The organism is Flavobacterium sp. (genome assembly GCF_041911335.1).
In the GTDB taxonomy this organism is placed as follows: domain Bacteria; phylum Bacteroidota; class Bacteroidia; order Flavobacteriales; family Flavobacteriaceae; genus Flavobacterium.
In genome coordinates this window covers 1-19549 of the sequence record NZ_JAYRPD010000030.1, presented here as the reverse complement: position 1 = coordinate 19549, position 19549 = coordinate 1, and the positions used below count along the sequence as shown (strand labels likewise).

The following is a 19549-nucleotide window of genomic DNA, read 5'->3' as shown; positions in this document are numbered from 1 at the left end:
ATTTTAAAAATGGTACTATTTACCAAAAAGTTGTTTTTAATTTTTTATTCTTCTAACCAAGATTGATAATACGTCTCATCTGCAATACCCATAGCATCTTCCGTAACCATTAAAGGTTTGAAAGTATCTACCATTACCGCTAATTCTAACGTTTCTTTTTTACCAATACTTCTTTCTGCCGCTCCTGGGTGCGGTCCGTGAGGAATTCCGGCAGGATGTAAAGAAATATTTCCTGGTTTCACATCATTTCTGCTCATAAAATCGCCATCTACATAATACAATACCTCATCAGCATCAATATTACTGTGGTTATATGGAGCAGGAATTGACAATGGGTGATAATCGTATAACCTTGGTACAAACGAACAAATTACGAAAGCATTTGTTTCAAACGTTTGGTGAATTGGTGGTGGCAAATGAATTCTACCTGTAATTGGTTCGAAATCGTGAATTGAAAACGCATATGGATAATTAAATCCGTCGTATCCAATTACATCAAACGGATGTGAAGCATAAACCATTTCGAAAATTTCGTCTTTTTTCTTTACTTTAATTACGAAATCTCCTTTTTCATTATAGGTTTCTAATTCTTCTGGACGACGAATATCTCTTTCGCAAAATGGCGAATGTTCTAACAATTGACCAAACCAATTTCTGTATTGTTTTGGCGTATAAACTGGCGAATGAGATTCAACAATAAACAAACGATTGTCTTCGGTATCGAAATCCATTTTATAAATCATTCCTCTTGGAACTACTAAGTAATCGCCATATTTGAAATCTAAATTCCCTAACATGGTTCTTAGTTTTCCTGTTCCTTTGTGGATGAAAATTACTTCATCTGAATCGGTATTTTTATAAAAATAATCCGTTGTTGATTTTCTTGGTGCAGCCAAAACAATGTGACAATCCGAATTCGTCAAAACAATTTTTCTACTTTCTAAAAAATCATCTTGTGGCTCAATCTCAAATCCTCTTAGTTTATAAGACTGAATGTTATTTGATTTAGCAATTTTTGGCGCAACACTGTATTGTCTTCTGATTTCTTTAACCTGAGTTGGTCTTTGCTCGTGATATGAATTGGTAGACATTCCATCAAAACCAACCGTTCCGAACAACTGCTCATAATACAAATCACCGTTTGGTTTACGGAATTGTATATGACGTTTGTGAGGGATATTCCCTAGTTTGTGATATATTGGCATTTTTTCTTTTATTAAAAGTTCTAAAATAGCTTAAAGCAAGATTATAAATCTAGCTGTAAATCAAAAAAGAAGTTTTGCTCACTCAGGATTTCTCTTGATGAGGAACTTTAAATGCGAAAGTAAGTCGGTCCAATTTTTCATCATTACAAATATCGTAAAAAAATTTTAAAACCAAAATCCTACTGAAAACCATGTGTAATGGTTTCTTGTTTCTGGCGACCAAGAGTGTTTAATTTCAACGGGGCCAATAACGGTTTCCATTCCATAACCAAACGAATAACCTGTATAATTTGGCTGTGCAAACCAAGTGTCAATGGTATCAAAAATTTTGTCTCCAACATTTGCAAAGTTGGCAATGAAATTCAAATGATGTTTCTTGAAAATTTCATAATCTGCTGTTAGTGATAACTTTACATAGCTATCCCCAGCAATGCTTAAGAAATCATATCCAAAAAATGGCTTGATATTGTTTACTTGTTGAAATCCATAACCGCCTAAAATAAAATCAAAATAAGAAACACTTCTTTCGCCTACTGCAAAGCCTCCTTCTGTTTGAAATTTAAAAGTCATGTTTTTAAAGACCGGTTGAGCAAAACCAAAATCAGCTTTTGCCACTGAAAATCGTTCAAAATTGTTTTTATAATCCGACGAATAACCGTAGTATCTTATCTCAGAATTGAAATTCCAACCAGTTCTTGGAAAATATTTTTTATCGAATGAATCGTATTTCATGAACCCAAAAAGTGACAAATAATTACTACTTTCAAAAACAGGATCTGTATTTTCAAGTGTTTCCGATTCTAATTTTAAAATTTTAAATTCTAATCCGGCTCCTATAGAAAATTTTTGAGCAAAAATGGTTTGTAAATACGCTTGATTACTCAAATCAAGAAAATCAACATTAATTGCATTAGCAGTACTGCTAAAAACCACATCATCTGCGATATTACTTGTGACATTTCTATTAAATGTTGTTAATTTTGAATTGAAACCAAAACTCCAATAAAAACCATTATCAATATAATAATCAAAATTATATCGAATATTATCTCCTAAAATTACATCTAATGAAGCCACGTCATTTTTAGCAATTAGTCGCTTTTTAGTGTAATTCAATAAAATTCCGCTTTTAAACAAATCGTCATAGTGCAATCCAAACTTTAAAAAAGTATTGTTTTCATTTTCTTTTAATTGCAAAATTAATTTATCACCATCTTGCATTTTTTCGAATGAATAATTAATAGCACTGAAGTTTTGAGTAGCATTTAAGTTTAAAACCCCTTTTTGCAACTGAGTCATTGAGATTTTGGTATTTCTTTTAAACTTCAACTTACCAATAATATAGGCTCTAGTGAAATTATCTAATTTATTAAAAACGATATCTTTAACGTAGATAGAATCTTGAGCGGTTACATTGCCATTATTTCTAGAACCTAAGTTGCTGAAAGGCGTTAATTCTTTAACAAATTCTAGTGCTTTTTCTTTCCCTTTCCTAATAATTTCTTTCCCTTTCTCAAACGCTACAACAGTAAATCCTTTTATGTCTGGTTTGATGTAAATATCGGTAGCTTTTTGCTTTCCTTCCATTTTTTCTATCATGGAAAAATTATTGATTTGCGCCAAAACCGAAGTAACACCTTTTAATTCTTCTCTTGTTTTTAATCCATCTTGAACATCAACTCCAATAATAATATCAATTCCTCTCGACTTTAACTCCTCAATGGGATAATTATCCACAACACCGCCGTCGATTAAAACCCTACCGTTTATTTCAACCGGACTATACAAAGTAGGTAATGCGCCACTTGCAATCATGTTTTGAGCTAAAACGCCCGAATCCAAAACCACTTTTTCACCTGTTTCGGCATCTGTTGCAATACATAAAAAAGGAATAGGCAATTGTTTAAAATCACGAACATGACTCACATGCTGTGTTAAAGAAGACAATAAATTGAAATTATAAAGCCCTTTTGATAATCCAGAAGGTAATCCCAATTTAAATTTATTAAACGGAAGTGTCAAAGCGTAAATTTCATCATTTCGCTTTTCATAAAACGATTTAGAACCTCTTGGTGTAAAATCTTGAAGTAAAGCATCAACATCGACATTAGAAAAAATAGAATCCAATTGCTCTGCATTATAGCCAGAAGCATACAATCCACCTACAATCGCACCCATACTGGTTCCAGCCACATAATCAATTTTTATACCAAGTGAATCGATTACTTTTAGCACACCAATATGCGCCAACCCTTTTGCACCACCACCACTAAGCACAAGTCCAACTTTTGGTCGTGGATTTTCTTGTCCTAAGCTAATTTGGATGAAAAATAGTAGGCTTACAAACAAGAATAGTTTTTTCATTATTTATTTTCAGATTGAATTGTCTTGTAAAATTCGGAAATTTTTTTGGCTTTTGAAACACCTACAACTTCAGAAATAGCTTTTTCGTCGGCATTTTGCAATCTTTTAACACTTTTGAAATGTTTCATTAAAGTAATCATCGTTTTTTCTCCAATACCCGGAATACTTTCCAAACTATTGGTTAAAGCCGATTTACTTCGCTTGTCGCGATGATGTGTGATTCCAAATCGATGTGCTTCGTTTCGTAAATACTGAATCACTTTCAAGGTTTCCGATTTTTTATCCAAATACAACGGCACCGAATCACCTGGATAAAATAATTCTTCCAAACGTTTTGCAATTCCGATAATGGCAATTTTACCTCTTAAACCTAAATCATCCAAACTTTTTAAAGCCGACGACAACTGCCCTTTTCCTCCATCAATAATAATCAATTGCGGTAAAGGTTGATTTTCATCTAACATTCGTTTATATCTTCGGTACACCACTTCTTCCATCGAAGCGAAATCATTGGGACCTTCAACCGTTTTGATATTAAAATGACGGTAATCTTTCTTACTCGGTTTTCCATCTTTAAACACCACACAAGCCGAAACCGGATTCGTTCCTTGAATATTCGAATTATCAAAACATTCAATATGTCGTGGCTCAACCGATAAACGCAAATCTTTTTGCATTTGTGCCATGATGCGATTCGTGTGTCGTTCTGGATCAACGATTTGGATTTGTTTTAATTGATCTAATCGATAAAATTTGGCGTTACGCTCTGATAAATCTAAAATTTGCTTTTTATCGCCCAATTGCGGCACCGTGACTTTTACATTTTCGCCCAAATCAATTGCAAACGGAACCACAATTTCTCGCGCATTCAAATGAAAACGTTCGCGTAATTCTACAACGGCTAATTCCAATAATTCTTCGTTGGTTTCATCTAATTTTTTCTTTAATTCCAACGTATGCGAACGTACAATGGCTCCGTGTGAAATCTGTAAAAAGTTCACGTACGCCATCGTTTCATCGGAAATAATAGAAAACACATCTAAATTGGTGATTTTCGGATTCAAAACCGTAGAACGCGATTGGTAATTTTCTAAAACCTCGATTTTTTCTTTGATTTTTTGCGCTTCTTCAAACTTCATTTCCATTGCCAAATCGGTCATTAATTTCTTGAAATCTTTCAAACTCTCTTTGAAATTTCCTTTTAAAATTTGACGAATTTTTTCAATCTGACTTTGATAATGCTCCAATGATTCATAACCTTCACATGGTCCTTTACAATTGCCAATATGATATTCCAAACAGACTTTAAATTTTCCAGAATCAATATTGGCTTTAGATAAATCGTAATTACATGTCCGCAACGGATACAATTCTTTAATCAAGTCCAAAATTGTGTGAACCGTTTTAAAACTCGTGTATGGACCGAAATATTCCGAACCATCTTTAATCATTTTTCGAGTGGAAAATATTCTTGGAAATCGTTCGTTTTTGATGCAAATCCAAGGATAAGTTTTATCATCACGAAGCAAGACATTGTAACGCGGTTGCAGCTTTTTAATCAGATTGTTTTCCAACAATAACGCATCGGTTTCCGTTGGAACAACAATATGTTTTATCGTAACAATTTTCTTAACTAAAACCGAAGTTTTATAATTATCGTGGTTCTTGGTAAAATACGATTGAACACGCTTTTTTAGGTTTTTCGCCTTTCCTACATATAGAATTTTTCCTTCCTTATCAAAATATTGATACACACCTGGATTATCAGGTAAGGTTTGGATTTGAAGTTCTAATGGTGTTTGCATTTTATTGAAAGATGATAGAACAAAGATAAGAGATTTGATTTAATTGGCACGCGGATGAAACGGATGCTTTGCAGCACAGATTTGAGAATTGTTTTTACACAGAGATTCACTGAGATTTTTTTATTTTGATGCTGTTGAATAGAGATTCACAGAGACGTTTTACTTTTAAACTTTTCATTTCTTCAATTTGTGTTCCAATAAAAAATTGATTTTTGAACTTGTTATTGCCCTTGTTCTTGAACTTTTCGTATTTTTAACACCTTAGAATCAACCAAATGACAGCCTCAAAACCACTTGTAATCCTTAAAGAAACCATTTTAGCTGGCGAAAGCAAAACCATTAACATGGAAATTGCCAAGTTGCACACCATGAACAAATTGAAAATTCCAATAATTGTGGAACGTTCAAAACTTGATGGGCCAACGGTTTTATTTACCGCTTGTTTGCACGGCGATGAAATCAACGGAACTGAAATAGTACGTCAGTTAATCATTCAAAAAATCAACAAACCAAAACGTGGAACGATAATTTGTATTCCGATTATCAATATTTTTGGATTCATCAATAAAACACGTGAATTTCCAGATGGTCGCGATTTGAATCGGGTTTTTCCTGGTAGTAAAACAGGTTCGTTAGCGAGTCGTTTTGCTTATTACATTTTGAAAGATATTATTCCGCATGTGGATTATGCAATTGATTTTCATGCGGGTGGCGCAAGTCGATTTAATGCACCGCAAATTAGAATTGTACCTGAAAATCCAGAACTTAAAGAACTTTCCGATGTTTTTAACGCGCCTTTTACCTTGTATTCGAAAAATATTTCGGGTTCGTTTCGAAATTCTTGTGATAAATTAGGCGTTAAAATGTTGCTTTTTGAAGGCGGAAAATCATTGGATATCAATGAAGAAGTTACGAATGATGCTATTGAAGGCACCAAGCGATTTTTGGATCATTTGGACATGCTAAATCCAAGAAAAAAAGCCAATATCAAATCGAAAAAACCTATTTATATTGAAAAATCGAATTGGGTCAGAGCGAAATATTCAGGCATGTTTCATGGAATGGTGAAAATTGGTAGTTTTATCAAAAAAGGAGAACTAATTGCTACTATTTCAGACCCATATGGAAAAGTGGAACACAAAATGAAAGCGCCTCATGATGGCTACGTTATTAATGTTAACGATGCGCCAATTGTGTATCAAGGAGATGCTATTTTTCACGTTTCAACGCATTTAGAATCGGAAAGCTAACAATTATCATGTTTTTATTGAATTAGTACCTGTAATTTCGTCAAAATTTTTAGGTATGAACTTCTGGAAAAAACTAACACACGAAGAAAGAAAAGCCCGTATTGATAAGGCTTTACACGATAATGTAAATTTCTCAAAAGACGCTTCTTTAGGTTATCCAGCTTCTAAATTAGATAGTCGCGTTTTTTATGATGATGCGCCTTTTTTGAAAGATGCGCCAACGCTTCAAACCTACGTTGCGAATCCAAATAACATTGGTTGTCATACTTTTGGAACTTCTGAAAAAGCGTTTTATGGCACACAAGAAATTGAACGTGAAGTTTTAAACGTAATTGCCGTTGATATTTTTAAAGCCAAAGAATACGAATTTGATGGTTACATCGCTCCTGGCGGAACGGAAGCCAACATTCAAGCGATTTGGGTTTTTAGAAATGAATTCATGCACAAATTCGATGCAAAATTAAACGAAATTGCCATTTTAGCATCAGAAGACACGCATTATTCGATTCCAAAAGCTTCTAATTTATTGCAAATTGATTGGTTGAAAATTCCGGTTGGATTTGAAAACCGTGAAATTGATGCAGTTGCTTTAGACAACATCATTTCTGAAGCTAAAAATAAAGGTAAAAAATACTTCATTGCGGTTTCCAACATGGGAACAACCATGTTTGGTTCTGTTGATAATCCTGATGATTATACTTCGGCTTTAGAAAAACACAACGTTACCTATCGTTTGCACATTGATGGTGCTTATGGCGGATTTGTGTATCCGTTTAGCAATCAAAAATCGAATATCAACTTTAGTAATCCTAAAATTAGTTCGATTACCATTGATGCGCACAAAATGTTACAAGCTCCTTATGGAACAGGTGTTTTTGTTTGTCGAAAAGGTTTAATTGAAAACGTATTAACCAAAGAAGCAGAATATGTAGAAGGAATGGATTTAACCCTTTGCGGAAGTCGTTCTGGAGCGAATGCAGTTGCCGTTTGGATGATTTTATTCACATATGGTGCTTATGGTTGGTTTGAAAAAGTAAGTGTTTTACAAATGCGTACGCAATTTTTATGTAACGAATTAGATAAATTAAACATCAAATATTTCCGTGAACCGTATATGAATATTGTGACCATTCATTCGGAATCTATTCCAGAAAAAATTGCTGAAAAGTATGATTTGGTACCACAACAACACAATGAACACAACAGATGGTACAAAATTGTGTTAATGGATCACGTAGAAGTAGAACATTTGACTAAATTTAAAGATGAATTGAAAGCGTCTGTAAATGGATAAAAAAGTATTAAGAAGTAAGTACAAAGTATTAAGACAATCGTTAACTCAAGAAGAAATCGAAGACAAAAGTTTGGCGATTTCGAACCAATTGTTGCGTATGGACATTTGGGAAAAATTGTATTATCATTTGTTTTTAACGATTGAAGAGCAAAAAGAAATCAATACCGAATATATTCTGCAAATTTTAGCGGGAAAAGATAAAGAAATCGTCATTTCGAAGTGCGAATTTGCCACTTTAGGAATGACGCATTTTTTATTGACGGATAATACCAAAATCAAAAAGAACAGTTACAACGTTCCAGAACCTGTTGATGGTTTAGAAGTACCTGATGCTAAAATTGATGTGGTTTTTGTGCCGCTTTTGGCTTATGATAAGCAAGGAAACCGCGTGGGTTATGGAAAGGGTTTCTATGATAACTTTCTAAGCAAATGCAAGCCTGAAACTATTAAAATTGGGTTATCGTTCTTTCTTCCAGAAGAAAGAATTGACGATGTTTCAACAAATGATGTGAAATTGGATTTTTGTGTGACGCCTGAGGAGATTTTCGAATTTTAATTTTCCTCAGCTAATGCTTCTTCTTTATCCGCATGAGCAAACGCTCTTTTGTTGAAGACAATTAAAATTCCAACACCAGTTGAAATCGCTACATCAGCCACGTTGAAAATAGCGTTGAAGAAAGTGAAGTGTTTTCCACCCCAAATTGGCAACCAAGAAGGTAAGTTTCCTTCCCATATTGGAAAATAAAACATATCTACTACTTCGCCGTGGAACCAAGTACCATAAGGTTGGTCAGCAAAAGCTGTAGCTACTTGATGATAACTATCGTTAAAAATGACACCGTAAAAAACTGAATCGATAATATTTCCTAAAGCCCCTGTGAAAATCAAAGCAATCGCTACGATTAAATAATTAGAAGCTTTCTTTTTTACTGAATCCCATAACCACCAAGCGATTCCACCTACAGCTACAATTCGGAATAAGGTTAAAATTAATTTCCCATGTTCGCCAGGAATTTCAGCACCCCAAGCCATTCCTTCATTCTCAATAAAATGAATTTGAAACCAATCTAAACCCATTACTTTTATGGATTCTCCAATAAAAAAATGCGTTTTGATATAGATTTTTGAAATCTGATCAATTAATAAAATAGCAATGATTAAAATATAGGCTTTCTTTAACGACATGTTCAATTTTTTTGCAAAAATAGTGGAATTTATTAAATAAAAAACGCTCCAAGCGGAGCGTTAGTATAATTTTGTAAAAAGATTAACGTTGCAAGTTTTTTGCTTCGATACTCATAGTAGCATGAGGAACGATTTTTAGTCTCTCTTTACTTATTAATTTGCCTGTAACTTTACAAATACCATAGGTTTTGTTTTCGATACGTATTAAGGCATTTTTTAAATCTCTAATGAATTTTTCTTGACGAATAGCTAGTTGTGAATTGGCTTCTTTGCTCATGGTTTCACTGCCTTCTTCAAATGCTTTAAACGTTGGCGATGTATCATCAGTTCCGTTGTTTAAATCATTCATATAGGCACTCTTAATAAGCTCTAAATCACCTTTAGCTTTTTCTAATTTCGCTTGAATTAACGCTTTGAATTCAGCCAAATCAGCGTCTGAATATCTAATTTGCTCCTCTACCATAATTTCAATATTTTTTATAGTTATACGTCGATTAAAAGCCTTTCGACTTTTATTTTGAAATTAATATACTTGTTTTAATATCATCAAACTCAATTTCCGTACCATTTTCAAGGTTTTCCACAAAAATTAATGATTCGGTTAAGGTTTCTGACTTAATATACGATTCATTAGCTAAAACGGCTTCCTCAACTTGAGCATTTTTTTCCATTTTAACGGTAATCTTGTCAGTTACTTCAAAACCAGAATCTTTTCTGATATTTTGGATTCTGTTGATTAATTCTCTCGCAATCCCTTCTTTTCTTAATTCATCGGAAATCGTAATGTCTAACGCTACTGTAATTCCGTTTGAATTGGCTACTAACCAACCTGGGATATCTTGCGATGAAATTTCTACATCATCTTGTGATAAAGTTATACTTTTTCCTGCAATATCCATAACTAACTCACCATCACGCTCTAATTTTGCGATTTGATCTTGTCCAAAATTTTGTATCTCTTTGGAAATCAACCCCATATCCTTACCGAAACGTGGTCCCAATGTTTTAAAATTAGGCTTAATTTGTTTCACTAAAACACCCGAAGCATCGTCTAACAACACCACTTCTTTCACGTTTACTTCCGCTTTAATTAGGTCAGAAACCGCCTCAATTTCAGCACGCTGATTCTCGTCAAGTACAGGAATCATAACCCTTTGCAACGGTTGACGCACTTTAATCATTTCCTTCTTACGAAGCGATAAAACTAATGAAGAAACCGTTTGGGCTTTCATCATTTTGCTTTCTAATGATTTATCAACAAAGTTTTCAACCATTTTTGGAAACTCGGCCAAATGTACGCTTTCAAACGACTCAGAACCTGTAGCTTGTGTTAAATCTCTGTAAAGTTTATCCATAAAAAATGGTGCAATTGGCGCAGAAAGTTTCGCAACCGTTACCAAACAGGTATAAAGTGTTTGATAAGCTGCTATTTTATCTTGTGCATAATCACCTTTCCAGAATCTTCTTCTACATAAACGAACGTACCAGTTACTCAGGTTTTCCTGAACGAAATCTGAAATAGCTCGAGCTGCTTTTGTTGGTTCGTAATCTGCATAGGCTTCATCTACTAACTGAATTAACGTATGTAGTTCCGATAAAATCCAACGGTCGATTTCTGGTCGTTCTGCCAATGGAACTTCCGCTTCGTTGTATTTAAAACCATCAATATTTGCATATAAAGCAAAGAACGAATACGTATTATAAAGTGTTCCGAAGAATTTTCTTCTTACCTCAGCCACACCTTCGATATCAAATTTTAAGTTGTCCCAAGGATTTGCATTCGAAATCATGTACCAACGCGTAGCATCTGGACCGTATTCAGCCAAAGTAGTGAATGGATCCACAGCATTTCCTAAACGTTTCGACATTTTCTGTCCGTTTTTGTCCAAAACTAATCCGTTTGAAACTACGTTTTTGTATGCAATTTTATCGAAAACTAATGTTCCGATTGCGTGTAATGTATAGAACCAACCACGAGTTTGGTCAACACCTTCTGCGATGAAGTCAGCTGGGAACGCTTTATTTTCGTCGATTAATTCTTTATTTTCGAATGGATAATGCCATTGTGCATAAGGCATCGCACCAGAATCAAACCAAACGTCAATTAAATCCGTTTCGCGTTTCATTGGTTTTCCAGATGGAGAAACCAAAACAATTCCGTCTACTACATTTTTATGTAAATCCACTAAATCGTAGTTGGCTTCGCTCATATCGCCAATTTTGAATCCTTTATACGGATTTTCTGTTTGGAAACCAGCTGCGATTGATTTCTCAATTTCGTTGTATAATTCTTCAACTGAACCTACTAACATTTCTTCGGTTCCGTCTTCACTTCTCCAAATTGGCAAAGGAATTCCCCAATATCTTGAACGCGATAAGTTCCAATCGTTAGCGTTTTTCAACCAATTTCCGAAACGACCTTCTCCTGTAGCTTTTGGTTTCCAGTTGATGGTTTCGTTTAAATCGAACATTCTATCTTTGATTTCGGTTACTTTGATGAACCAAGAATCTAATGGATAATATAAAATTGGTTTGTCGGTTCTCCAACAATGTGGGTAACTGTGTACGTATTTTTCAACCTTGAAGGCTTTGTTTTCTTCTTTTAATTGGATTGCGATTTCTACGTCAGCTGAGCGTTCTGGCGCTTCACCATCGTTGTAATATTCGTTTTTAACGTATTTCCCAGAATAAGCACCTAAACCTTGGATGAATCTACCTTGTAAATCTACCAATGGCACTGGATTCCCGTTTTCGTCTAAAACCAACATTGGTGGCACTTCTGGAGTTGCTTCTTTCGCTACTTTAGCATCATCAGCTCCGAAAGTTGGTGCGGTGTGAACAATTCCTGTTCCATCTTCTGTAGTTACGAAATCTCCTGAAATTACTCTAAACGCATTTTCTGGATTTTGATATGGTAACGCTAATGGCAATAATTGTTCGTAACGAATTCCTACTAAATCAGCACCTTTAAACTCAGTTAAAATCTCATATGGAATAGGGTCTTTTACTTCAATTGGTTTAGCCCATGTAGGCATATCTTCTTTAAACAATTCATTTCTTCTTTCTTTAATTGAATTGTATTCACTAAGAAATAATGCCTGCTTATAATCCAAGTTAAACATTCTATTGAATGTCTCATTAAAATTATCATTATATTCCATCAACTTATTAGAAGATTGAATAGAAGCTTGAAGCTTATCTAATTCATCTTCAAATTTTAAAGTGTTTAAAACCTTTAAAGAATATGCTTTAAAATCCTCTTTATTTTGTGATTCAAAATAACGCTTACCGAATTGTTTCCCAACTAAATTCTTAGCTAAAACCACATTTACAGGTTCAAAAGTATATTGATTGAACGTTTTCACTAAAACATAATCGATTTTTGGACCAACAGTTAACGCTGTATTTGAAGGCAACGTCCAAGGAGTTGTCGTCCAAGCTAAGAAATGAACCGTTCCAAAACCTTTTAAAAAGCTAGGTAATGTTTCATCTTTTGCTTTAAACTGCGCCACAATCGTAGTATCGGTAACATCACGGTACGAACCTGGCTGATTTACTTCGTGCGAAGATAAACCTGTTCCTGCTTTTGGTGAATACGGCTGAATTGTGTAGCCTTTGTATAGTAAATCTTTGTTGTAAATTTGTTTTAACAACCACCAAACGGTTTCCATGTATTTGGATTTGTATGTCACATACGGATCTTCCATGTCTACCCAATACCCCATTTTTTCCGTAAGATCATTCCATACGTCAGTATAACGCATAACCGTTCTTTTACACGCTTCGTTGTATTCGGTTACTGAAATCGTTTTTCCGATGTCTTCTTTGGTAATGCCTAATTCTTTTTCGGTACCTAATTCTACAGGTAATCCGTGCGTATCCCAACCTGCTTTACGCTTAACTTGGTAACCTTTTTGAGTTTTGTAACGACAAAAAATATCTTTAATCGCACGCGCCATCACGTGGTGAATTCCCGGCAAACCGTTAGCAGATGGTGGCCCTTCAAAAAACACGTAAGGTGTAGCTCCTTCGCGAGAAGTTACCGATTGTTCAAAGACGTTCTTTTTCTTCCAAAAATCTAGAACTTCTGATGCTACTGTTGGCAAGTCAAGTCCTTTGTATTCAGTAAATTTTGTACTCATTTTATCGCTTTCTTAAATCAATTTGCGAAAGTAATGATTATAAGTAAAAAGGCAAAAGTAAAAAGGCAAAAGTTAGCCAATCTAGCTATTGAAATTATTCAATTTTAAAATATACGGCAAATAGCGTATTGTTTGACTCTTTATTTATATCTAAATTTGTAAAAAAAAAAGAGATGAAAAAATTAATTTTTGTATTCGTTTTAATAAGTTTTAGCTTTTTGACCAAAGCTCAAAGTCTTTCTTTGGAAGAGAAAAAACTTTATAGTTTGATTATGGAATATAGAGCCTCGATAGGGCTATCTAAAATTCCACTATCGAAATCTTTAACTACAGTTGCACAAGCACATTGTTACGATTTAGTAACTAACAAACCTGATTTAGGGAATTGTAACGCCCACAGCTGGTCTGCAAACGGAAAATGGTCTTCTTGTTGTTATACTCCTGATCATAAGCAATCTAATTGCATGTGGAATAAGCCAAAGGAATTAACAAACTATAGTGATATTGGTTTTGAAATTGCTTGTGGTTCAAATGTATGTTGCTCAGATTATGTAATGACTGCTGACTATGCTTTTAAAAGTTGGTTACAAAGTTCTGGTCATCACGACGTTTTAGCAAATAAAAATAGCTGGAGCAGTTATGATTGGAAAGCAATAGGAATTGGTATTGAAGGAGGATTTGCAACGGTTTGGTTTGGTGCTGCTGAAGATGTTAACTAAAAACTTCTTTTAAAACTTCCAACGATTTAGGTTTTTTGAAGCCTTCAAGATGTAAAGTATAGAAATCTAATAGGATTTTTAGCAAAAATTGGCGTTCTATTCCAGCGAAAGTTTTCTGATTAGAATCAAATTTTAGTTCGATTAATCGTTTGAGCAATTGCGTTTCATGTGCTGAAAGTGTATTTACCGATTGAAATGGGGTGAAAAAACCTTCTTTGACATCGAAAAAATCGAAATCTATTTCAGAAACATCAGGATAAAACCCCAAGAATTTGGTCATTTCCATCATCAAAATTAGATGAAAATTTGTAGCTTCTTCGTGTGTATCTAACCAAAGCAAAGCGGTTTCTAAAAAAGAAAATAAGTTTTCATTTTTCTCTTCTTCGTGTATGCTGTGATGTAAAATTTCGGAAAGAAAAATTATAATAGTGCTTTTAACTATATCGGTATTTATCGTGTGAAAACTATGCGCTAATTTTATTTCTTTGAAATGTTCGAGTGTGCCTTTGTTTTTATGATTGGCTTCGATTTCAATAATTGTTAACGGTTGAAAGTAGGCGATTTTTTGATTCGCTTTTTTATTGGAATAAGCACTTGGAACAAAATAACTTTTCAAACCATCCGATTGCGTGAAACACTTAACAATCAAGCTTTTTTCTTGATATTTTAAGGAAGAAAGAACGATGGCTTTAGTTTTGACTAGCATTGGATTATCTGATAATCATCACTTTTTTTACTGTAGAATCTAATGCATCTTCAGAAGCCACAAAAATCATATAAACGCCTGAAGCCACTTTATGTTTTCCGAAAGCTTTGGTATCCCATTCAATCGTTCCTCCAGAAGAAGTGGCTTCGTAAACTAAATTTCCTTCAATATCGGTGATTTTTACATTTGCTTTATCGGTTAATCCGCTAATTTTTACTGTGCCTACGAAATTTGGTCGCACTGGATTTGGATACACAAAAACATCGCTTAGACTATCACTTGGTTTGGTTGAAGTTCCTAAAAACGACACCATTCCTTTATCAGTGGCAAAAAACACTTCGCCAGAAACACCATCAATTTCAATATCGTTAATGTTATCACTTGGTAGTGGTGAATTGTTTTTGGTAAATCGATAAATCGTTTCTTGACCATCTGAAGACACTAAGAAAACCCCTCCATCGGCAATGGAAACCCATTTTCTGTTAGCACCATCAACAGCGATATCTAAAATCGTTTGTTGGTAAAACAATTCTTGTGCTAAATCGCCTTCTTGAATGATAATAGCATTGGTGGTCAGCTCATCTGATGAAATGAATCGGTCTACAGAAACGGTTCTTAAACCTGCATAAGTTCCAATCCACAATTGATTTCTATTATCGACCGCAACACATCTAACATCATTATCAGGTAAGTTTCCATTTGTTGTGCTGATTACAATAAATTTATTGTTGTAATTTTCATTAAAGGCAATTAATCCATCATTCAGTGTAGGAACCCATTTTGTTCTGTTTTTATCAACAGCCATAGGCCCATATCGCCCTGTAGAAACTGTAGGAGCAACATCTGCTAAATTATAAGATTGCCATTGCCCATTTGAACGCAATACCTTTATTGCTTTTTCAACAAATGCATTTGTTAACCAAAGATTTCCGTCTTTATCAAAAGCAGGGCTATTGATCCTAATATCAATATAACTTGGACTGCCTGACACAACTAATGATTCTAAACCATTTGGACCTGTATTGGTATTGTTAAAAAGTTCAATGTTATCGCCTTCAATTTTAAGCAATCCCGAAAAATAGGAAGTGGCGTATACTTGATTTGGGTTGTTTGGATTAATTACAATATCACTTATAGACTTAGCTTGAAACAAATCGTTATAAGGAATTAATTCCCAACCATTATCATTTGAAAACTTACTAATTCCAAATTCATCTAAAGCATAAGGATTATAATCTCGTGTATAATCCCCATAAACTGCCCATAAATAATTAGGTGCTTTTTTTACTCTAAAAATATAATTTCTAACAGGACCATTAGGAGACATTGCTTCAAAAACACTAGGATTAGTTAGTGCAGCAGAAAAAAGTCCGTCTTTTTCAGTTCCAATATATAAAATACCATTTACAACTGTTGCGGCTTTAAAAATTACATTGTAATTAGGGATTTGAGTAGTATCTACCAAAACATTATACGCTTGATTTAAAACAAAAACATGGTTTTGAGTAGTAATAATTAACTCGGTACCATTTGTTTTAATTTTAAGTCCAGCTTGCGTTTGATTTAAAACTTGTTGAAAGAATGTTCCATTGTAACGATACGTTTTTGCATCAGCATTCATGGCTACTAATTCATTATTAAAAGTTACAATTCCTCCCCAAAAGCCAGCATCAAAAGTTTGCCATTGGTTAAAATCATATAAATTAGGATTGGCTAAATCTCCTTTTCTAATACCAAAACTTCTAGTAACCGCATAAATATGATTATTTAGAACGGTGGTTTGTAACACTTCTGTTTCTTCACCAGATGTACCAATGAAATAAGTAATAATAAATTCGGAAGTTGCAATATCCATTACAGAAATTCCATAGTCTGTAGCGATATATAACTTTCCTTCGTGCTCATAAAAATCATTGATTTTCTTTTTATTTGGAGGCACAGGGACTTCATTGATAATATCAACCTTTGTAGTAATTGAACCATCTGAATTAACAATTAACAATAATCCATTGGTGTTACCAACAAACGTTTTTCTTGTAGATTCTGAATGATGAATAGTCGTGATCGATTCTGGCTTTAATCCATTTATAGAATTAAAAATTTTTAAATCGCTAGATGTAATTCCTTTTGAGAAAACTGCGTTTTGTGTTGCTGCAAAAACAGCATCTGTTCCAGATTCTACATCCACTATTTCATTGTATGAAAAATAACCTTTCCACAACTGATTGGTTTGTTGTGCAAAAAAGAATTGAGAAATCAATAAAATAAAAATCGCCTTTTTCATCGCATGTATTTATTACAAATATACTACAAACGTAATTAATTTTAATTTTAATATAATTTAAAAGAAAAAAGCTCTTTCAGTTTCCTGAAAGAGCTTTTTTTATCTATAAAGTTCGTTATTATACTACTCCTTGAGCTAACATAGCATCGGCTACTTTAACGAATCCAGCAATATTGGCTCCTTTAACATAGTTTACATAGCCATCAGCTTCTGTACCGTATTTTTTACACTGACCATGGATACCTGTCATGATGTCTTTTAATCGAGCATCAACTTCTTCACTTGTCCAGTTTAAACGAATAGAGTTTTGCGTCATTTCTAAACCAGATGCTGCAACACCACCTGCATTAGCTGCTTTTCCTGGAGCAAACAATACTTTTGCATCTAAGAATTGTTTAATAGCATCTAAAGTACATGGCATGTTTGCTGCTTCAGTTACACACATAACACCATTAGCAATTAATTTTTTAGCATCTTCTTCGTTCAATTCGTTTTGAGTTGCACATGGAATAGCTACATCCACTTTTGCTTCCCATGGACTTTTTCCTTTGTGGAAAACAGCGCTTGGGAATTTTTCTGCATAAGCTTCAGCTCTATTATCTCCGCTTGCTCTCATTTCCAACATAAAGTCAATTTTTTCACCAGAAATTCCGTCTGCATCATAAATATAACCATCAGGTCCAGAAATAGTAACTAATTTCCCTCCTAATTCATTTACTTTTAAAGCAACACCCCAAGCTACGTTTCCGAAACCTGAAATAGCGACAGTTTTTCCTTCGATTGATTCTCCTTTAGTCTTAAGCATTTGTTGAGTAAAGTAAACTACTCCATAACCTGTAGCTTCAGGGCGAATTAAAGAACCTCCGTAAGCTAACCCTTTTCCAGTTAAAACTCCAGTAAATTCATTTCTAATTCTTTTGTATTGACCAAACATGTAACCAATTTCTCTTGCTCCAACACCAATATCTCCAGCAGGAACGTCTAAATCTGGACCAATATGACGGCATAACTCTGTCATGAATGATTGACAAAAACGCATTACTTCTGCATCAGATTTTCCTTGTGGATCGAAATCAGAACCTCCTTTACCGCCTCCCATTGGAAGTGTAGTTAAGCTATTTTTAAATACTTGTTCAAAAGCTAAAAACTTAAGAACAGATAAATTTACTGTTGGATGAAAACGAATTCCTCCTTTGTAAGGTCCAATTGCAGAGTTCATCTGAATACGAAAACCTCTATTTACTTGGATTTCTCCTTTATCATCCACCCATGGCACTCTAAAAATAACTGAACGCTCTGGCTCAGCCATTCTTAAAAGGACATTTTTTCCATCATACTTTTTTTCGTTTGCAATAAAAGGCATTACTGTTTCAGCAAATTCTCTAACTGCTTGTAAAAATTCTGGCTCGTTTGGATTTTTGGCTTCAATAAGAGCCATAAAATCATTAATTTTTTGTTCCATTATTCTATAAAACTTGTAGATAAACTAATTCGTTAAATATGTGTTTTTTTCTTAAATTACGAATTTCGCAAAATTTAAGTCGACAAATATACATTTTAAAAATTACTTAGTATATTTTTAAGAAAAATTTATAATGCTTACGATGTGTTTTTAATTGATAACAGATGTGTTTTTAATTGATAACAGATGTGTTTTTATTTGATAACATACTTATATACCCGTTGGGTGAAATTAAATGATTTGAATTTTGATATTATTAATTGGTCTGTCAAAGATAAATTTATTGATATATTGCACTAATGTTAGAGAGGTTATTTTTGCTAAAATTCTAGTTTTAAAACCTTCAAAAGATTTGGCATAATTTCTTCTAATCATGAATTGATCGCATAATTGAGAAAATAAAGTTTCAATTCTTTTTCTTGATTTTCTAAATATATAAGGTTGTTGTTTATAGTCTTTTTGGTTTGATCTTTTTGGTGTTTCTAACCTAACTTTAACTGTTTGAAATAAATCTAGCTGAATACTTTCAGATAAATAACCTCTGTCTCCAAGAAGCACACAATCAGACATTTGTTGCTTTATGTTTTTCAAGAAATGTACATCGTGAACTTCTGCTTTTGTGATATCCAATGAGTGAAAAATACCAGATACAGAACAAACTCCATGAAGCTTGTATCCAAAATACCAGTTGTTTTGTGAGGCACAAAATCCTTTTGACGGAGCGCTTTCAAATTCTTCTTTACAGATTTTTATTCTACTATGACGAGAAAATTTACATATTTCAAGCGGCATGCTATCAACAATAAAATAATCTTCGAATTCCAAAAATTCTTTAGCTAATTTGGTTCTAATTTCTTCTGAAAATAAAAACAATTTTCTTCTTCTTTTATTGAACTGACTTCGCTCAATTAAATTTGGAATTTCAGCTTGATTTAGCTGCTTAAACAATGAATTTTCACTGTCAATAGACATGAATTCAGCTGTTAGACTCAAAGCAACAACCTCTAAATCAGACATTTTTTGCTTTCTTCCAACTCCTGATTTATAAATTAACTCACAATTCAAAGAACTTATAACTTCTAAAACTCTTAAATAATTTTTTACTATATTTGACATAGATATTGTTTTGTTTG

Annotated in this window: 14 protein-coding genes; 4 read left to right on the top strand and 10 right to left on the bottom strand. The window is 33.7% G+C overall.

Annotation, left to right across the window (positions count from 1 at the left end; genetic code table 11):
• Positions 1 to 44: 44 nt before the first annotated feature.
• The 3 genes from ACE3PD_RS03720 to uvrC all read right to left on the bottom strand — a co-directional run bounded on the left by ACE3PD_RS03720 (position 45) and on the right by uvrC (position 5374).
• Positions 45 to 1205 carry a homogentisate 1,2-dioxygenase gene (locus ACE3PD_RS03720; protein WP_374399645.1) on the bottom strand — a complete coding sequence of 387 codons (1161 nt, stop codon included), beginning with the start codon at positions 1203 to 1205 and terminating at the stop codon, positions 45 to 47.
• 165 nt (positions 1206 to 1370) lie between these two features.
• Positions 1371 to 3569, bottom strand: a complete 2199-nt coding sequence (locus ACE3PD_RS03715; protein WP_374399643.1) for a patatin-like phospholipase family protein — start codon at positions 3567 to 3569, stop codon at positions 1371 to 1373.
• Positions 3569 to 5374: an excinuclease ABC subunit UvrC gene (uvrC, locus tag ACE3PD_RS03710; protein ID WP_374399641.1), complete on the bottom strand. Its 1806-nt coding sequence runs from the start codon at positions 5372 to 5374 to the stop codon at positions 3569 to 3571. The genes ACE3PD_RS03715 and uvrC overlap by 1 nt, the downstream gene beginning before the upstream one ends.
• A gap of 275 nt (positions 5375 to 5649) precedes the next feature.
• Between uvrC and ACE3PD_RS03705 the strand changes: the two genes are divergently transcribed.
• From ACE3PD_RS03705 to ACE3PD_RS03695, 3 genes are read left to right on the top strand one after another with little or no spacing between them, the layout of a single operon-like run.
• Positions 5650 to 6624 (top strand): succinylglutamate desuccinylase/aspartoacylase family protein, encoded by a 975-nt coding sequence (locus tag ACE3PD_RS03705; RefSeq protein WP_374399639.1) that lies wholly within the window; start codon positions 5650 to 5652, stop codon positions 6622 to 6624.
• Between the two features lie 55 nt (positions 6625 to 6679).
• Positions 6680 to 7918, top strand: coding sequence for a pyridoxal-dependent decarboxylase (locus tag ACE3PD_RS03700; RefSeq protein ID WP_374399638.1), 1239 nt, complete (start codon positions 6680 to 6682; stop codon positions 7916 to 7918).
• Positions 7911 to 8474 carry a 5-formyltetrahydrofolate cyclo-ligase gene (locus ACE3PD_RS03695; protein WP_374399636.1) on the top strand — a complete coding sequence of 188 codons (564 nt, stop codon included), beginning with the start codon at positions 7911 to 7913 and terminating at the stop codon, positions 8472 to 8474. The genes ACE3PD_RS03700 and ACE3PD_RS03695 overlap by 8 nt, the downstream gene beginning before the upstream one ends.
• Here ACE3PD_RS03695 and ACE3PD_RS03690 read toward each other — a convergent pair.
• The 3 genes from ACE3PD_RS03690 to ileS all read right to left on the bottom strand — a co-directional run bounded on the left by ACE3PD_RS03690 (position 8471) and on the right by ileS (position 13245).
• Complete coding sequence (locus ACE3PD_RS03690) at positions 8471 to 9103, bottom strand: lipoprotein signal peptidase (protein WP_374399635.1); 633 nt, start codon at positions 9101 to 9103, stop codon at positions 8471 to 8473. The genes ACE3PD_RS03695 and ACE3PD_RS03690 overlap by 4 nt on opposite strands.
• A gap of 82 nt (positions 9104 to 9185) precedes the next feature.
• Positions 9186 to 9566: a TraR/DksA family transcriptional regulator gene (locus ACE3PD_RS03685; RefSeq protein ID WP_374399633.1), complete on the bottom strand. Its 381-nt coding sequence runs from the start codon at positions 9564 to 9566 to the stop codon at positions 9186 to 9188.
• A gap of 49 nt (positions 9567 to 9615) precedes the next feature.
• A complete protein-coding gene (gene ileS, locus ACE3PD_RS03680) occupies positions 9616 to 13245 on the bottom strand; it encodes an isoleucine--tRNA ligase (RefSeq protein WP_374399631.1) in 3630 nt (1209 codons plus the stop codon).
• Positions 13246 to 13517: 272 nt separating this feature from the next.
• Between ileS and ACE3PD_RS03675 the strand changes: the two genes are divergently transcribed.
• On the top strand, positions 13518 to 13964 hold the full coding sequence (locus tag ACE3PD_RS03675; protein WP_374399630.1) for a CAP domain-containing protein: 447 nt from the start codon (positions 13518 to 13520) through the stop codon (positions 13962 to 13964).
• On the opposite strand, the gene recO is transcribed toward ACE3PD_RS03675, so the two are convergent.
• The 4 genes from recO to ACE3PD_RS03655 all read right to left on the bottom strand — a co-directional run bounded on the left by recO (position 13957) and on the right by ACE3PD_RS03655 (position 19481).
• Positions 13957 to 14670: a DNA repair protein RecO gene (gene recO, locus ACE3PD_RS03670; protein ID WP_374399628.1), complete on the bottom strand. Its 714-nt coding sequence runs from the start codon at positions 14668 to 14670 to the stop codon at positions 13957 to 13959. The two genes, ACE3PD_RS03675 and recO, sit on opposite strands and share 8 nt — an antisense overlap.
• Before the next feature lie 4 nt (positions 14671 to 14674).
• Positions 14675 to 16954, bottom strand: coding sequence for a two-component regulator propeller domain-containing protein (locus ACE3PD_RS03665; protein ID WP_374399626.1), 2280 nt, complete (start codon positions 16952 to 16954; stop codon positions 14675 to 14677).
• Between the two features lie 118 nt (positions 16955 to 17072).
• Positions 17073 to 18416 carry an NADP-specific glutamate dehydrogenase gene (gene gdhA / locus ACE3PD_RS03660; RefSeq protein ID WP_374399624.1) on the bottom strand — a complete coding sequence of 448 codons (1344 nt, stop codon included), beginning with the start codon at positions 18414 to 18416 and terminating at the stop codon, positions 17073 to 17075.
• A gap of 231 nt (positions 18417 to 18647) precedes the next feature.
• Positions 18648 to 19481 carry an IS982 family transposase gene (locus ACE3PD_RS03655; RefSeq protein WP_225582041.1) on the bottom strand — a complete coding sequence of 278 codons (834 nt, stop codon included), beginning with the start codon at positions 19479 to 19481 and terminating at the stop codon, positions 18648 to 18650.
• Positions 19482 to 19549: the final 68 nt, after the last annotated feature.

What these genes read in the sequence shown, in the direction of transcription:
- ACE3PD_RS03720 (WP_374399645.1), bottom strand. Translation starts at nt 1,205, where the DNA reads ATGCCAATATATCACAAACTAGGGAATATCCCTCACAAACGTCATATA.
- ACE3PD_RS03715 (WP_374399643.1), bottom strand. Translation starts at nt 3,569, where the DNA reads ATGAAAAAACTATTCTTGTTTGTAAGCCTACTATTTTTCATCCAAATT.
- uvrC (WP_374399641.1), bottom strand. Translation starts at nt 5,374, where the DNA reads ATGCAAACACCATTAGAACTTCAAATCCAAACCTTACCTGATAATCCA.
- ACE3PD_RS03705 (WP_374399639.1), top strand. Translation starts at nt 5,650, where the DNA reads ATGACAGCCTCAAAACCACTTGTAATCCTTAAAGAAACCATTTTAGCT.
- ACE3PD_RS03700 (WP_374399638.1), top strand. Translation starts at nt 6,680, where the DNA reads ATGAACTTCTGGAAAAAACTAACACACGAAGAAAGAAAAGCCCGTATT.
- ACE3PD_RS03695 (WP_374399636.1), top strand. Translation starts at nt 7,911, where the DNA reads ATGGATAAAAAAGTATTAAGAAGTAAGTACAAAGTATTAAGACAATCG.
- ACE3PD_RS03690 (WP_374399635.1), bottom strand. Translation starts at nt 9,103, where the DNA reads ATGTCGTTAAAGAAAGCCTATATTTTAATCATTGCTATTTTATTAATT.
- ACE3PD_RS03685 (WP_374399633.1), bottom strand. Translation starts at nt 9,566, where the DNA reads ATGGTAGAGGAGCAAATTAGATATTCAGACGCTGATTTGGCTGAATTC.
- ileS (WP_374399631.1), bottom strand. Translation starts at nt 13,245, where the DNA reads ATGAGTACAAAATTTACTGAATACAAAGGACTTGACTTGCCAACAGTA.
- ACE3PD_RS03675 (WP_374399630.1), top strand. Translation starts at nt 13,518, where the DNA reads ATGGAATATAGAGCCTCGATAGGGCTATCTAAAATTCCACTATCGAAA.
- recO (WP_374399628.1), bottom strand. Translation starts at nt 14,670, where the DNA reads ATGCTAGTCAAAACTAAAGCCATCGTTCTTTCTTCCTTAAAATATCAA.
- ACE3PD_RS03665 (WP_374399626.1), bottom strand. Translation starts at nt 16,954, where the DNA reads ATGAAAAAGGCGATTTTTATTTTATTGATTTCTCAATTCTTTTTTGCA.
- gdhA (WP_374399624.1), bottom strand. Translation starts at nt 18,416, where the DNA reads ATGGAACAAAAAATTAATGATTTTATGGCTCTTATTGAAGCCAAAAAT.